A 14,683-nucleotide genomic window follows, 5' to 3' on the forward strand; every position below is an offset into this window, starting at 1 on the left:
AACAACTCAGGTCGGGCCGAGCATCAGGGGATGTTCACCCCGTGCTGGCCGCTCAGGGCCAGGTCCATCAGCTCGCGGTTGGCCACGGCGTACATGGCGTAGTCCGTGCCGGTGGCGGCGCGCAGTTCGGTGAGCATCACCTTCCAGCGCTCCACCAGCGGACGGTGCTGTTCCAGCCAGAGGGCGACGCGCTCGTCCATGTCCGCCGGGGCATCGGCCATCTGCAGCACGGAGATGGTGATCGCCCGCTGCTGACCGTCGAGGTCGTCGCGGAAGGCTTCGCGGGCCAGCGCCTGCCAGTTGTTCTCCACCGGCAGGCCGGTGATCTGCTGCAGGTACCAGGACAGGTCCAGCGCGCCGCCGATGGAGAAGTAGGCGGCGGCCACTTCGGCGGCGTCCTTGCCGGTGACGTCGGCGGCTTCGATGATCGGCAGCAGCGTGTACAGGTGGCTGGTGCCAGCGACGACGCGGGCCAGTTCCTCCGGTGCGCCGGCTTCGACATAGGCCTGGTAGCGGGCCAGCCACTGCTCGCGGGCCGGGCCTTCCAGCAGTTCGTCCAGGCAGCCGGCCAGTTCGGCGACGCGGGGGCCGAAGTGGCCGACGTCACGGGCGGCGTTCTGGTCTTCGCGGCGGCTGCGCAGGAACCAGCGGGTGGCGCGGCGGCCGAGGCGCATCAGCTCATCCATCAGGGTCAGCTGCAGCTCGGCGGGCACCTTGTAGTCCAGCGCCTCGATCTGCTTCCACCAGTGCGCCAGGCGGAACACGTCGCGCACCACCACGTAGGCACCGGCGACGTTGGCGGCGCTCATGCCGGTGGACTCCTTCAGGCGCTGCACGAAGGTGATGCCCATGTGGTTGACCAGGTCGTTGGCGATCTGGGTGCTGATGATCTCGCGCTTCAGGCGGTGGCGGCGCATGGCCTCGCCGTACTTCTCGGCCAGCAGCGGCGGGAAGGCGGTCTCCATCTCGCGGGCGAGGTAGTCGTCGTCCGGCACCAGGGATTTGAGCAGCGATTCCTTGAGGTCGATCTTGCTGTAGGAGATCAGCACCGACAGCTCGGGACGGGTCAGCCCCTGGCCGTTGGCGAGGCGCTCGTTGAGTTCCTCGTCGCTGGGCAGGAACTCCAGGGCACGGTCCAGCTTGCCGGCGGCCTCCAGGGCGGCGATCAGGCGCTTGTACTCGCCGATGCGCTCGCGGGCGCGGCGCTGGGCCAGGGACAGGGCCTGGGTCTGCTTGTAGTTGTTGCCGAGCACCAGGTTGGAGACGGCGTCGGTCATCTTCGCCAGCAGGGTGTTGCGCTGCTTGCCGGTCATGTCGCCGGCGCCGACGATCTCGCCCAGCAGGATCTTGATGTTCACCTCGTGGTCGGAGCAGTCCACGCCACCGGCGTTGTCGATGAAGTCGGTGTTGCTGGCGCCGCCGTTGAGGCCGAACTCCACGCGGCCGAGCTGGGTCATGCCGAGGTTGCCGCCCTCGCCCACCACCTTGGCACGCAGTTCGCGACCGTCAACGCGCAGGGCGTCGTTGGCCTTGTCGCCGACGTCGGCGTGGCTTTCCTTGCTGGACTTCACGTAGGTGCCGATGCCGCCGTTCCAGATCAGGTCCACCGGGGCCTTGAGCAGGGCGTTGAGCAGCTCGGTGGGGGTCAGCTTGTCGGCCTGGATGTCGAAGCGCGCCTTCATCTGCGGGCTGATGGCGATGCTCTTGGCGCTGCGCAGGAAGATGCCGCCGCCTTCGGAGATCAGCTTGGTGTCGTAGTCGGCCCAGGAGGAACGCGGCAGGTCGAACATGCGCTTGCGCTCGACGAAGCTGCTGGCGGCGTCCGGGTTCGGGTCGATGAAGATGTGCATGTGGTTGAAGGCGGCCACCAGCTGCAGCTTGTCCGACAGCAGCATGCCGTTGCCGAACACGTCGCCGGCCATGTCGCCGATGCCGATGACGGTGAAGTTGTCCTTCTGCACGTCGATGCCGTGCTCGCGGAAGTGCCGCTGCACCGAGACCCAGCCGCCCTTGGCGGTGATGCCCATGCCCTTGTGGTCGTAGCCGGCGGAGCCGCCGGAGGCGAAGGCGTCGCCCAGCCAGAAGCCGTATTCCTGGGCGATGCCGTTGGCGATGTCGGAGAAGGTCGCGGTGCCCTTGTCGGCCGCCACCACCAGGTAGGGGTCGTCGGCGTCGTGGCGCACCACGTTGGCCGGCGGTACCACCTGGCCGTCCTTGAGGTTGTCGGTGATGTCCAGCAGGCCGCTGATGAAGATGCGGTAGCAGGCGATGGCCTCGGCCTGGATGTCGTCACGGCTGCCGCCCACCGGCAGGCGCCGGGGGATGAAGCCGCCCTTGGCGCCCATGGGCACGATGACGGCGTTCTTCACCTGCTGCGCCTTGACCAGGCCCAGCACCTCGGTGCGGAAGTCTTCCTCGCGGTCGGACCAGCGCAGGCCACCCCGGGCGACGTCGCCGAAGCGCAGGTGCACGCCCTCGACGCGCGGGCAGTAGACGAAGATCTCGAACTTGGGCACCGGACGCGGGATGTCGGGGATCAGGCGCGGGCTCAGCTTGAAGCTGAAGTAGCCCTTGTTCTGGCCGTTGGCGTCGGGCTGGTAGAAGTTGGTGCGCAGGGTCGCCTTGATCAGGTCGAGGTAGCGCCGCAGGATGCGGTCCTCGTTGAGCACGGCGACGTTGTCCAGCTCGCCGAGGATGGCCTGTTCAAGCTTCTGCTGCTTGTCTTCCAGGTCGTCGGCGGAGAGCTTGCGGGCCAGGTAGAAGCGGGTCTTGAACAGCCGCACCAGTTCCTTGGCGATGTTGGTGTGGTTGAGCAGGGTGCTGGCGATGTAGGACAGGTCGAAGCCCAGGCGGATCTGCTTCAGGTAGCGGGCGTAGGCACGCAGCAGGGCCACGTCGCGCCAGGGCATGGAGGCGGTCAGCACCAGGCGGTTGAAGGCGTCGTTCTCGGCGTCGCCGCCGACGATGTGGACGAAGGCGTCCTGCAGGGTGTCGTTGAGTTCCTGGATGTCCACCTCGACGCCGGCGGCGGCGGTGAAGGCGAAGTCGTGGATCCAGAATTCACGGCCATCCTGGCGGGTCAGGCGGTAGGGGAACTCGCCCAGCACGCGCAGGCCGAGGTTCTCCAGGATCGGCAGCACGTCGGACAGCGGCAGCGGCGTGTCGGCGTGGTAGAGCTTGCAGTGCAGCAGCTGCTCGCCCTGGGTCAGCGGCTGGTAGAAGCTCATCACCAGCTGGCGCTGCTCGGAGAGGCTGTACAGGTGCTGCATGTCGACCACCGCCGAGTGCGCGGCGAAGCGCTCGCGGTAGCCGGCGGGGAAGCCTTTCGGGAAGTCGGCCAGCACGCGGGTGCCCTTGGCCTCGCCGAAGGTTTCGTTGATCAGGCTGGCGTAGTCGTCCTTCCAGGAACGGCAGGCCTGGATGACCTCCTTCTCCAGGCGCACGGGGTCGACCACGGCCTTGTTCTTCGGGTCCAGCCGCAGGATGAACTGCACGCGGGCCAGCACGGATTCGGAGAAGAAGGTCCAGAACTCGCAGTCGGTCGCCTGCAGGCGCTCCATGAGGATCTGCTGGATCTTCACCCGGGTCTCGGTGGAGTAGACGTCACGCGGGACGTAGGCCAGGGCGTAGGCGAAGCGGCCGTAGGGGTCGCGGCGCAGGAACAGGCGGATCTTGTTGCGCTCCTGCATCTGCACGATGGCCATGGCGGTGGCGAACAGGTCGTCCACCGGGGTCTGGAACAGGTCGTCGCGGGGCAGCACCTCCAGCACCTGGCCCAGCTCCTTGCCCAGGTGGGCACGCGGATCGAAGCCGGAGCGGCGCTGGATCTCGGCGACCTTGCCACGGATGTAGGGGATGCGGGTGACGCTGTCGGCGTACACGGCGGAGGTGTACAGGCCCATGAAGCGGCATTCCTTGACCACCCGGCCCTTGGCGTCCAGCTCGCGGATGGAGACGAAGTCCGGGTAGGCGGGGCGGTGCACGCGGCTCGGCTCGGCGGCCTTGGCGAAGGACAGCAGCACCGGGCCGCGGAGGTAGTCGACGGCTTCCCGCTCGACGTGCAGGTCGGCCTTGCTCAGGCCGGCGCGGCGCAGGCGCGAGACGCCCAGCAGGGACTGCTCGTCATAGACCAGGTGACCGCCGGCCTCGCCCTCGTCCACCACAGTGAACTCCTCGTAGCCGAGGAAGGTGAAGTTGTTGTCCACCAGCCAGTTCATGAAGACCTTCACCTCGGCCAGCTCGGCCGGGTCCACCTTCAGCTTGGCCTTGTCCAGCCAGGCCAGCAGTTCGCGGGCCTTGGCGGTCATCGGCTTGAAGTCGGCGACGGCGACGCGCACCTCGCCCAGCACTTCCTCCAGGGCCTTCTCCAGCGCCTTGAGGGCGGCGGGGGCGGCAACCCGGTCGATCTCCAGGAACATCAGCGATTCCTGCTGCACGTCCTTGCCCTGGGTGCCCTTGGGCAGCACTTCCTGCAGCGCGCCCTTCTTGTCGCGGCGCACGCTGAGCACGCTGTTCTGCAGGGTGTGGATGTTGTAGCCGCGGCGGTTCAGCTCCATGCGCACCGAGTCCACCAGGAAGGGGATGTCCGGGTGCAGCACTTCGACGGCGGTGTGGGTGGACTGCCAGCCGTGCTTCTCGTAATCCGGGTTGAACGCGCGGACCTGGGGCTTGGCGGGATCGAAGCGTTCCAGCAGGCGCCACGACGACAGGGTGCAGCCCACCAGGTCGGACAGGCGCCGCTGGGTGAGTTCGTCGAGGGCGATGATGCCGAAGAACTGATCGGCGAACAGGGTTACTTGTGGCAAGACCTGCTCGCTGACGTGCTGCGCCAGTGCCACCTGCAGTTGATGCTGGAAGTCGGCTTTGCTGGCCGCGGTGAAGAACGCCATGGTTGTGCTCCGCTTGGCTCTGTTGTTGGGGGTTAAGCGTAGAACGCTTATTCGCGCGGTGATGGATCAGGAGGAGATTCAGGCAGTGTGACGGGCCGGAACCGCTTGGGACCGGGCAGTCATCCTCGCGGACAGATTAAGGGCGGCACCCGGTGCGACGCTTTTAGTCCTGCGACATATTCGGTCAATCTCGGACAGCCGCCTTCAGCAAGCCGACAGGGTTCACGGAAGGAGGACGACACGAGCGCTTCGGCAGTGCCTACAGCGCGCCCACAGCGACAGGACCGGTGTGCCCCCTAGACTCGCCACTCCCCTTTCCCACCGGAGCACCTGCCATGTGCACCTGCCACGAACCCCACACCCCTGATCGTCCCGAGCGCCGGCGCTTCCTGCGCCTGGCCGGCATGACCGCCGCGGCCGTCGCCGCCGTGCCCCTGCTGAGCCAGACGGCCCTGGCCGCCGACCCGGCTGCACCGCCGCCCAAGCCGCAGAACCGCCTGGCGCCCGACGCAGCGCTGGAGCGCCTGATGCAGGGCAACCAGCGCTACGTGGAAGGCCTGACCCGCCGCCACGACTTCCTCACCGAGCGCGAGGCGCTGGTGTCGGCCCAGAACCCCTACGCGGCGGTGCTGAGCTGTGCCGATTCGCGCATCGCCCCGGAGTACGCCTTCGACACCGCGCGGGGCGACCTCTTCGCCGTGCGCGTGGCCGGCAACATCGTCAATGAAGACGGCCTGGCCAGCCTGGAATACGGCGTGGCCGTGCTCGGCATCCCGCTGCTGATGGTGCTGGGCCACGAAGGCTGCGGCGCCGTGGAGGCCGGCCTCAAGGTGGCCCGCGACGGTGCCCGCTACCCCGGCCACATCCAGGCCCTGGCGGCGGCCATCGCGCCGTCGGCGAAGGCGGTGCTCAAGCACGAGGGCAATGCCCTGGACAACGCCATCGCGCAGAACGTGCGGGACAACCTCAAGCAGCTCACCGAGCGCTCCACCCTGCTGCGCGACGCCGTCGCCGAAGGCCGCCTGAAGGTGGTGGGCGGCGTCTACCGGCTGGCAAGCGGCCAGGTCGAACTGATCGCCTGAGCCCTGACGGGCCGGGCGCACAGCGCTCGGCCCGTCACGATTTCGACGCGCGCTCGCGTACTCGCCTAGGCCGCCGACCTCTGCTTGGATTAAAGTACCCCGCCTTCTCCGAGGGCCCAGGCTGCCCCCGTCCACCCCGAGCGAGCCCGACGATGGAACACCGCGACGCACTGGTCGCCCTGCGACAGTACCTTTCCACCCAGATTCTCGGTCAGGAAAAACTCATCGATCGGCTGCTGATCGCGCTGCTCGCCGACGGCCACCTGCTGGTGGAAGGCGCACCGGGCCTGGCCAAGACCAAGGCCATCAAGGACCTCGCCGAAGGCGTGGAGGCCGAGTTCCACCGCATCCAGTTCACCCCCGACCTGCTGCCCGCCGACATCACCGGCACCGAGATCTATCGCCCGGAGACCGGCAGCTTCGTGTTCCAGCAGGGACCGATCTTCCACAACCTGGTGCTGGCCGACGAGATCAACCGCGCGCCGGCCAAGGTGCAATCCGCGCTGCTGGAAGCCATGGCCGAGCGCCAGGTGTCCATCGGCCGTTCCACCTACGACCTGCCGCCGCTGTTCCTGGTGATGGCGACCCAGAACCCCATCGAGCAGGAAGGCACCTACCCGCTGCCCGAGGCCCAGCTCGACCGCTTCCTCATGCACGTGAAGATCGGCTTCCCCGAGGCCTCGGTGGAACGCAAGATCCTCCAGCAGGCCCGTGGCGTCGCCCTCAACGGCGAGACCCGACCCGAACACCAGGTCAGCCAGCAGGCGATCTTCGCCGCGCGCAAGGAAATCCTCGGCCTGTACATGGCCGACGCCGTGGAGGAGTACCTGGTGCAGCTGGTGATGGCCACGCGCACCCCGGCCAAGTTCGACGCCGAGCTGGCCGAGTGGCTGGCCTACGGTTCCAGCCCGCGCGGCTCTATCGCCCTGGACCGGTGCGCGCGTGCCCATGCGTGGATGGCTGGGCGCGACTTCGTCAGCCCCGAGGACATCCAGGCGGTGCTCTTCGATGCGCTGCGCCATCGCCTGATCCTCACCTTCGAGGCCGAGGCCGCGGGGATCGACCAGGACCGCGTGCTGCAACGCATCCTCGACGTGGTCGCCGTCGCCTGACGCCATGACCAGCCCGGCAGCCGTCCCCGGCGTGCAGGTCAGCCTCGCCGAGCTGATCGAGATCCGCCACCGCGTGCGCGAGGTGCAGCTGTTCTCCACGCCCTCGCGGCGCAGCCCGCTGATCGGCCTGCACCACTCCAAGCTGCGCGGGCGCGGGGTCGACTTCGACCAGGTGCGCGTGTACCAGCCGGGCGACGACGTGCGCACCATCGACTGGCGCGTCACCGCACGCACCCAGGAGCCCCACACCAAGCTGTTCCACGAGGAGCGCGAGCGCCCGGTGTTCATCGTCGTCGAGCAGAGCCAGCGGCTGTTCTTCGGCTCCGGGCGGATGTTCAAGTCAGTGCTCGCCGCCCACGCCGCCAGCCTCATCGGCTGGGCCGCCCTGGGCCACAACGACCGCATCGGCGGGCTGGTCTTCAGCGACGCCGAGCACCACGAGATCAAGCCCCGCCGCAGCAAGCAGAGCCTGCTGCAACTGCTCAACCGCCTGGTGCGCGCCAACCAGGGCCTGGTCACCCCGCAGGCGACGCCCCGCGAAGGCTTCAGCCTGGCCCTGCGCCGCGCCCGCGAGGTGCTGCGCCCCGGCAGCCTGGTGGTGATCCTCTGTGACGAGCGCACCCTCTCGGACACCGCCGAGCAGCAACTGGCGCTGCTGGCCCGGCACACCGACCTGATCCTGCTGCCGCTGTCCGACCCCCTCGACCACGCGCTGCCGGCCGCCGGCCTGCTGCGCTTCAGCGAGCTGGGGGCCCAGCTGGAGCTGGACACCCACAACCCCGAGCTGCGCCAGGCCTACCGTGAACAGGGCGAGGCCCGCCGCGCCCGCTGGCAGCGCCTGGCCCTGCGCCTGGGGGTGCTGCTGCTGCCGCTGTCCACCCAGGAAGAGATGGTCGACCAGTTGCGCGACCACCTGCAGCGCGGGGCGCGGCGATGAACCCGCTGGACCAGCTCGAACCCCTGATCGCCCCGCCGCCCGTGCCGTTCTGGCCCCCGGCGCCGGGCTGGTGGCTGCTCGCCGTGCTGCTGCCGCTGCTGGCCTGGGGCGCCTGGCGCCTGGCCCGGCGGCTGTCGCGGCAGCGCCAGGAGGCCGAGCAGGCCCAGCCCCTGGACCCGATGCGCGAGGCGGCGCTGCAGGAGCTGGCACAACTGGCCAAGCCCTACGACGGCGCCCATGCCGGCCCCTGGCTGCAGCAGCTCAATGCGCTGCTCAAGCGCCTGTGCCGGCAGCGCTACCCCGACGCTCAGGTGCTGACCCTGAACGGCCGCGCCTGGCTGGCCTACCTGGACAACCGCTGCCCCGCCGCCGGCCTGACCCGCTGGATGGTGCTGGTGGAGGGCGCCTACCGCCCGCAGTGCAAACTCGACGACAAGGCCATTGCCGGCCTGCACCAGGCCGTCGAAACCTGGATTCGCAAGCATGTTTGAACTGGCCTGGCCCTGGATCTTCCTGCTGGCGCCGCTGCCCTGGCTGCTGCGGGTGCTGCTGCCGCCGGCCGACAGCGGCGAGGCGGCGCTGAAGGTGAGCTTCCTCGGTGAGCTGGAAACCCTGGCCGGGCGCCGCGCCCGGGCCAACCTGCCGGCCTGGCGCCAGCAGGCGCCCTTCGCCCTGCTCTGGCTGCTGCTGCTGTGCGCCGCCGCACGCCCCGAGTGGGTGGGCGAGCCGCAGCCACTGCCGGCCAGCGGCCGCGACCTGCTAGTGGCGGTGGATGTGTCCGGCTCCATGGACTACGCCGACATGCAGCTGGAGGGCAAGCCGGTCAGCCGCCTGGCGCTGGTGCAGCACCTGATGGGCGAGTTCATCGACGGCCGGGTGGGCGACCGCATCGGCCTGATCCTCTTCGGCAGCCAGGCCTACCTGCAGGCGCCGCTGACTTTCGACCGGCAGACCGTGCACGTGTGGCTGGACGAGGCGCTGATCGGCATCGCCGGCAAGAACACCGCCATCGGCGACGCCATCGGCCTGGCGGTGAAACGCCTGCGCCAGCGCCCGGCCAACAGCCGCGTGCTGGTGCTGGTGACCGACGGCGCCAACACCGGCGGCCAGATCGAGCCCTTGACCGCCGCGCGCCTGGCCGCCGAGGAAGGCGTGAAGATCTACACCATCGGCATCGGTGCCGACCCCGAGCAGGGCGGCATGCTCGGCCTGTTCGGCCTCAACCCGGCGCTGGACCTGGACGAGCCCACACTGCGGCAGATCGCCGAGCAGACCGGCGGCCAGTACTTCCGCGCCCGCTCCAGCCAGGAGCTGACCGAGATCGAGCTGGCACTGGACACCCTCGAACCGGTGAGCCAGCTGCCCAGCCAGGCACGCCCGGCCCTGGCGCTGTACTGCTGGCCGCTGGGGCTGGCGTTGCTGCTGAGCCTGGTACTGATCGCCCGGGAACTCTGGCCCGACCTGCCCCAGCAGGGGCTGGTCTGGGCCCGCAGCCGCTGGAGGCGTTCATGAGCGAACTCTGGCCCCACTGGTCGCGCCCGCTGTGGCTGCTGCTGTTGCCCCTGCTGCTGTGGCTGCTCTGGCAACTGCTGCACCGCGAACGCCGCACCGGCCGTTGGCAGCAGTTGCTGCCCCTGCACTTCCAGCCCTGGCTGCTGGGTGGCGGGCGCCAGCGCGGCAGCCGGCTGCCGTGGATCGCCCTCGGCCTGGCCTGGCTGCTGGGCCTGCTGGCGCTGCTCGGCCCCAGCTGGCAGCGGGTGGAGCAAAGCACCCAGAAGCGCGCCGACCCGCTGGTGGTGATTCTCGAACTGACGCCCTCGATGCTCGCCGGCGACGTGCCGCCCAGCCGCCTGGAGCATGCCAAGCGCAAGCTGCGCGACCTGCTGGACGCCCGCCGCGACGCGCAGACGGCCATCGTCGTCTACGCCGGCAGCGCCCACAGCCTGGTGCCGCTGTCGGACGACCTGATGACCGCCGGCAACCTGCTGGACGCCCTCAAGCCGGCGATCATGCCCGAGCCCGGCCAGCGCGCCGACCTGGCGGTACAGAAGGCCCTGGCGCTGCTGGAACAGGGCGCGCGCGGCCAGGGCCGGCTGCTGCTGATCACCAATGGCCTCAGCGAGGCCGAGCGCAACGGCATCCGCAAGGCCCTCGGCTCGCGCAGCGGCCGCTTGTCGATCCTCGGCATCGGCACCGCCCAGGGCGCACCCATTGCCCAGGACAACGGTGGTTTCCTCAAGGACGCCCAGGGCGCCATCCTCCTGCCGCGCCTGGACGCTCCGGGGCTCAAGCGCTTCGCCAGCGACCTGGGCGGCAAGTACGCCACGGCCCGGGTGGACGAGCGCGACCTGCGCAACCTGGGCCTGCTCGGCGGCGCCACCACCCTGCGCGACAGCGGCGAGACCACCCGCCTGGAGGCCTGGGCCGACCAGGGCCACTGGCTGCTGCTGCCGCTGCTGCTGATCGCCGCCTGCGCCGGCCGCCGGGGCTGGATCTTCTTCCTGCCGCTGTTCTTCGTGCTGCCCCGCCCGGCCCTGGCCTTCGAGCTGGACGACCTGTGGCTGCGGGCCGACCAGCAGGGCCAGCGCCTGCTGGAAGCGCAACAACCGGCAGAGGCCGCGCAGCGCTTCCAGGACCGTGCCTGGCAGGGCTATGCCCTCTACCAGGCCGGCCAGTACGGCGAGGCGGCGGAGCGCTTCGCCGCCGGCGACAGCGCCGCCGATCACTACAACCGGGGCAACGCCCTGGCCAAGGCCGAGCAACTGGAGGCCGCGCTGGATGCCTACGATTCGGCCCTGGAGCGCCAGCCCGACCTGCAGCCGGCGCTGAAGAACAAGGCCCTGGTGGAGGAGCTGCTGAAGCAGCGCCAGGCCCAGGCCGAGCAGCCCCAGCCCACCTCGCCGCCACAGCAGCAACAGGCCGGCCAGGACGAGGCCGCCCAGGACGCGCCCAAGGGCACGCCCCAGCCGGCGGAGCAGGACACCAAGCCCGAATCCGGCCAGGATTCGCAGGCCGGCACGGAGGCCGAACAGAAGAACGGCCAGGGCGCCGGCGGCCAGGACCAGCAGGCGGCCAACGCCCAGCCCGCCGAACCGAACGGCGAGCCACAAGCGCTGGACAGCGAGCACGAGCCCCTGGGCGACGAACGCCGCCAGTCCCTGGAGCAGTGGCTGCGACAGATTCCCGACGACCCCGCCGAACTGCTGCGCCGCAAGTTCTGGTACGAACAGCAACGCCGCCAGGAAAACCAAGAATGAAGCGCCTGACCTGCGCCCTGATCCTCCTCCTGCTGGCCAGCCTCGCCCACGCCGCCGGCTTCACCGCCAGCGTCGACCGCACCCGCCTCAGCGAAGGCGAGACGGTGGAGCTGGTGCTGGAGTCCTCCGACCCGACGCTGTTCGGCAAGCCGGACCTGTCGCCGCTGGAGTCGCTGTTCGATGTGCTCGGCACCCGCCAGATCAACCGCCTGAGCACCCTCAACGGCCAGAGCAACCGCGCCACCCGCTGGATCGTCACCCTGCAGCCGAAGCAGACCGGCTACGTGGTCATACCGCCGCTGAAGCTGGGCGAGGCCGAGACCCAGCCGATCCCGCTGCACATCCAGAAGAACGACCCCAACGCGGACTCCGGCAAGCTGGCGCCGGTGTTCATCGACGCCAGCCTGGACCAGGAAAGCGTCTACGTGCAGGCCCAGGCCATCCTCACCCTGCGCATCTACCACTCGGTCTCGCTGTACGACGACAGCAGCCTGACGCCGCTGCAGATGGCCGATGCGCGCATCGAGCAGCTGGGTGAGCCGCGCACCTACGAGAAGGAGATCAACGGCGTGCGCCACGGGGTGATCGAGCTGCGCTACGCGATCTTCCCGCAGAAGAGCGGCCAGCTGATGATCCCCTCCCAGGTGTTCAGCGCGACCCTGGCCGAACGCAGCAGCCAGGACGCCTACCAGCCCTTCGGGCCGCGCCCGGGCCGCCTGACGCGGGTCAGCTCGCCGCAGATCCCCCTGGCGGTGAAGCCGCGCCCGGCGGACTACCCGGCCGATGCGCCGTGGCTGCCGGCGCGCAACCTGACCCTGGTGGAGGCCTGGAGCCCGGAGCCGGACAAGGCGCGGGTCGGCGACTCTCTGACCCGCAGCCTGATGGTGAAGACCGAAGGGCTCTCCAGTGCGCAGATCCCGGCGCTGCCGGCCACCAGCGCCAATGACCTGCGCCGCTACCCGGACCAGCCCCAGCTGGCCAACGAGGTGGGCGAACGCGGGGTGACCGGCAGCCGCGAGGAGCGCGAGGCGCTGGTGCCCACGGCGGCCGGGCGCATCGAGCTGCCGGCGGTGGACGTGGTGTGGTGGAACACTCGGGACGACCGCCTGGAGCACAGCCGCCTGCCGGCCCGCACCCTGGAGGTGGCAGTGAACCCGGCGATGGAACCGGAGGCCCCGGTGGAAACACCCGGTGCCGACCAGCCGGCCCCGGCCGGTGCGCCGCTGTGGCCCTGGCAGCTGGCGACGCTGATCCTGGCGCTGACCACCCTGCTGGGCTTCGGCCTGTGGTGGCATGCCCGCCGCCAGCCGGCGATCCTACCGACGGTGCAGACCGGGCCGAGCCCGCGCACGCTGCTGGACGACCTCAAGCGTGCCTGCCAGGCCAACGACCCGCAGGCGACCCGCCAGGCGCTGGACGCCTGGGCACGCCAGCAGCCGGAAACCCTGGCGGAGATGGCGGCGCGCTTCGTGCCCCTGTCGGATGCGATGGACGGCCTGAACGGCGCGCTCTACAGCGAGAGCGGCCAGCACTGGCAGGGCGAGGACCTGTGGAAAGCGATCCGCGCGCTGCCGGCGCGCCAGGTGCAGCAGCAGGCCACGGCCAGCGCGCTGCCGCCGCTGTACCCGCACTGATGCGCTGAAGGGCTACTGGGCGGCGGCCTTGTCGTCCAGCAGCGGCGTGTCGAGGGTCTTGGAGGGGCCGCCGAGGACGTTCTCGGCGATGCCGACGAAGTCCGCCGTGGCGACCTTGTCCAGGCGCATCAACCCGCGCACCACGTCATCGAGGGAGTGAGCGCCCTTGCTGCTCTTGCGGATCTCTTCGTCCAGGTCCTGCAGCAGCAGCACGGCGCGGGCGGTGGTCGGCCCGGTGCAATGCTCGCCGCGCAGGTTGGTGACCTTGCGGCTCCAGTGCTTCAGGTTGGCGCGCACCTTGTGGTAGCGGTCCTCGCTGAGCCCGCCGGCGCGGCGCATCAGTTCGATGGCGTAGTACTCGGCGATGCCTTCGCTGATCCAGTCGCTGCGCTCGGTGTCCTGGATGCGGGTGAACACGTGCACCAGTTCGTGCACCAGGGAGCTGGTGCCGTTCTCGCTGACCAGCGGGCGGTCGGCGTGCATGAAGAAGGAGTTGGGGCCGGACAGCCCGCCGCGCCACATGGGGTCGCCGGCGCCGACGATCAGCAGCTTGCCGGGGTCGCGGGGGAACACCGCCTGGGCGTGGGGCCAGACGAAGGTCAGCAGGGTGAGGATGTCCATCCGCCGCATGCCCTCGCCCACCGGGGCGCTGATGGTGACGTCGGTGTTGCCCAGTTCGGTGCGGCGGCTGCCGAGCTTGCCGGCGATGATCCAGCCGGTGGGGCGGTCGAACACGCGCTCGGCGTTGTCGACACGGAAGCGGTTCTTGCCGACGCGGGTCCAGCCGGTTTCCACGGAGGTCCAGCCCTTGGGCAGTTCGAACTGGATGCGCGCGGCCAGGTCGGTGCCTTCCACCACGTCGGCCCGGGCCGGGGGCACCAGGTCGTCACCACGCAGCAGGGCCCAGTCGGGGGTCATCCGCGCATCGAAGGTGCCGTCGCCGCGGTCGTGGGTGATGCGCACGCGGTAGCTGAGGGTGGCCTTGCCTGGTGCGGGTTGCCAGGTGCCCCGGCCGGCGCCCTCCTGCTGCCACTGGCCGTCGGCCTTGAAGTCGCTGTAGTAGCCCTTGTCGCCCAGGTCGAAACTGAGGCGGCGGACCTTCTCGCCCTCCTCCACCACCAGCTGGACTTCGGCCTGGTCGCTGTCGGGCAGGAAGCGAACCTTGTAGTCGATGTCGGTGCGCTTGGCCGCCAGCAACGGGGCACTGAACAGCAGGGCGGTGGCGGACAGCAGCAGGGTGGCGCGGTGGGACATGGCGGGCTTCCTCGTGGCGATTTCCCTATGACGCGGCGAACGGCGATTCGATCCCTTGGGGTGCGCTAGCCGGCGCGGAAGATCATGTAGTCCTCCCAGTCGTCCTCGGCCACCTTGGTCTCGCTGACCATGCGCCCGGACTGGGAAATGCCGGCGTTGTGCACCGCCTCGGGGTCGCCGCAGACCAGCGGGTGCCAGGGCGGCAGGTCCTTGCCCTCGGCCACCAGGCGGTAGCCGCAGGTGGGCGGCAGCCAGCGGAACTCGTCGGCCTGGGCCGGGGTGAGCTGGATGCAGTCGGGCACGAAGTCGCGGCGGTTGGGGTAGTTGGTGCAGCGGCAGGTCTTGAGGTCGAGCAGCTTGCAGGCGATGCGGGTGTAGTACACCGCGCCGTCGTCTTCGTCCTCGAGCTTCTGCAGGCAGCACAGGCCGCAGCCGTCACACAGGGACTCCCACTCCTCCTGATCGAGTTGAGCGAGGGTCTTGCGCTTCCAGAAGGGTTCGACTTTGGCGGCCATGGC

At 69.8% G+C, this 14,683-nt stretch carries 10 protein-coding genes; 7 read left to right on the forward strand and 3 right to left on the reverse strand.

Features of this window, described 5'->3' with window-relative positions; genetic code table 11:
* Positions 1 to 23: 23 nt before the first annotated feature.
* Complete coding sequence (locus PotMrB4_RS19945) at positions 24 to 4,889, reverse strand: NAD-glutamate dehydrogenase (protein WP_172434303.1); 4,866 nt, start codon at positions 4,887 to 4,889, stop codon at positions 24 to 26.
* A 335-nt stretch (positions 4,890 to 5,224) separates the two neighbouring features.
* Between PotMrB4_RS19945 and PotMrB4_RS19950 the strand changes: the two genes are divergently transcribed.
* The 7 genes from PotMrB4_RS19950 to PotMrB4_RS19980 all read left to right on the forward strand — a co-directional run bounded on the left by PotMrB4_RS19950 (position 5,225) and on the right by PotMrB4_RS19980 (position 12,911).
* A complete protein-coding gene (locus PotMrB4_RS19950; protein WP_160481627.1) occupies positions 5,225 to 5,971 on the forward strand; it encodes a carbonic anhydrase in 747 nt (248 codons plus the stop codon).
* 152 nt (positions 5,972 to 6,123) lie between these two features.
* On the forward strand, positions 6,124 to 7,083 hold the full coding sequence (locus PotMrB4_RS19955) for an AAA family ATPase (protein ID WP_044412232.1): 960 nt from the start codon (positions 6,124 to 6,126) through the stop codon (positions 7,081 to 7,083).
* A 4-nt stretch (positions 7,084 to 7,087) separates the two neighbouring features.
* Positions 7,088 to 8,020 (forward strand): DUF58 domain-containing protein, encoded by a 933-nt coding sequence (locus PotMrB4_RS19960; RefSeq protein ID WP_044412235.1) that lies wholly within the window; start codon positions 7,088 to 7,090, stop codon positions 8,018 to 8,020.
* Positions 8,017 to 8,511: a DUF4381 domain-containing protein gene (locus tag PotMrB4_RS19965; RefSeq protein WP_142015803.1), complete on the forward strand. Its 495-nt coding sequence runs from the start codon at positions 8,017 to 8,019 to the stop codon at positions 8,509 to 8,511. Before PotMrB4_RS19960 ends, PotMrB4_RS19965 begins: the two co-directional genes overlap by 4 nt.
* Positions 8,504 to 9,532: a vWA domain-containing protein gene (locus tag PotMrB4_RS19970; RefSeq protein WP_172434304.1), complete on the forward strand. Its 1,029-nt coding sequence runs from the start codon at positions 8,504 to 8,506 to the stop codon at positions 9,530 to 9,532. The genes PotMrB4_RS19965 and PotMrB4_RS19970 overlap by 8 nt, the downstream gene beginning before the upstream one ends.
* Positions 9,529 to 11,277, forward strand: coding sequence for a VWA domain-containing protein (locus PotMrB4_RS19975; protein ID WP_172434305.1), 1,749 nt, complete (start codon positions 9,529 to 9,531; stop codon positions 11,275 to 11,277). Before PotMrB4_RS19970 ends, PotMrB4_RS19975 begins: the two co-directional genes overlap by 4 nt.
* Positions 11,274 to 12,911 (forward strand): BatD family protein, encoded by a 1,638-nt coding sequence (locus PotMrB4_RS19980; RefSeq protein WP_107329385.1) that lies wholly within the window; start codon positions 11,274 to 11,276, stop codon positions 12,909 to 12,911. Before PotMrB4_RS19975 ends, PotMrB4_RS19980 begins: the two co-directional genes overlap by 4 nt.
* A 12-nt stretch (positions 12,912 to 12,923) precedes the next feature.
* Here the strand turns inward: PotMrB4_RS19980 and PotMrB4_RS19985 are convergent, their stop codons facing one another.
* Positions 12,924 to 14,165 carry a M61 metallopeptidase family protein gene (locus PotMrB4_RS19985; RefSeq protein WP_232060745.1) on the reverse strand — a complete coding sequence of 414 codons (1,242 nt, stop codon included), beginning with the start codon at positions 14,163 to 14,165 and terminating at the stop codon, positions 12,924 to 12,926.
* Between the two features lie 65 nt (positions 14,166 to 14,230).
* On the reverse strand, positions 14,231 to 14,680 hold the full coding sequence (locus PotMrB4_RS19990; protein ID WP_074970169.1) for a YcgN family cysteine cluster protein: 450 nt from the start codon (positions 14,678 to 14,680) through the stop codon (positions 14,231 to 14,233).
* Between the last annotated feature and the right edge of the window lie 3 nt (positions 14,681 to 14,683).

Source organism: Metapseudomonas otitidis (assembly GCF_011397855.1).
Lineage (GTDB): Bacteria > Pseudomonadota > Gammaproteobacteria > Pseudomonadales > Pseudomonadaceae > Metapseudomonas > Metapseudomonas otitidis.

Coding starts and splice junctions, on each gene's coding strand:
- PotMrB4_RS19945 (WP_172434303.1), bottom strand. CDS start 4,889: ATGGCGTTCTTCACCGCGGCCAGCAAAGCCGACTTCCAGCATCAACTG.
- PotMrB4_RS19950 (WP_160481627.1), top strand. CDS start 5,225: ATGTGCACCTGCCACGAACCCCACACCCCTGATCGTCCCGAGCGCCGG.
- PotMrB4_RS19955 (WP_044412232.1), top strand. CDS start 6,124: ATGGAACACCGCGACGCACTGGTCGCCCTGCGACAGTACCTTTCCACC.
- PotMrB4_RS19970 (WP_172434304.1), top strand. CDS start 8,504: ATGTTTGAACTGGCCTGGCCCTGGATCTTCCTGCTGGCGCCGCTGCCC.
- PotMrB4_RS19960 (WP_044412235.1), top strand. CDS start 7,088: ATGACCAGCCCGGCAGCCGTCCCCGGCGTGCAGGTCAGCCTCGCCGAG.
- PotMrB4_RS19975 (WP_172434305.1), top strand. CDS start 9,529: ATGAGCGAACTCTGGCCCCACTGGTCGCGCCCGCTGTGGCTGCTGCTG.
- PotMrB4_RS19985 (WP_232060745.1), bottom strand. CDS start 14,165: ATGTCCCACCGCGCCACCCTGCTGCTGTCCGCCACCGCCCTGCTGTTC.
- PotMrB4_RS19965 (WP_142015803.1), top strand. CDS start 8,017: ATGAACCCGCTGGACCAGCTCGAACCCCTGATCGCCCCGCCGCCCGTG.
- PotMrB4_RS19990 (WP_074970169.1), bottom strand. CDS start 14,680: ATGGCCGCCAAAGTCGAACCCTTCTGGAAGCGCAAGACCCTCGCTCAA.
- PotMrB4_RS19980 (WP_107329385.1), top strand. CDS start 11,274: ATGAAGCGCCTGACCTGCGCCCTGATCCTCCTCCTGCTGGCCAGCCTC.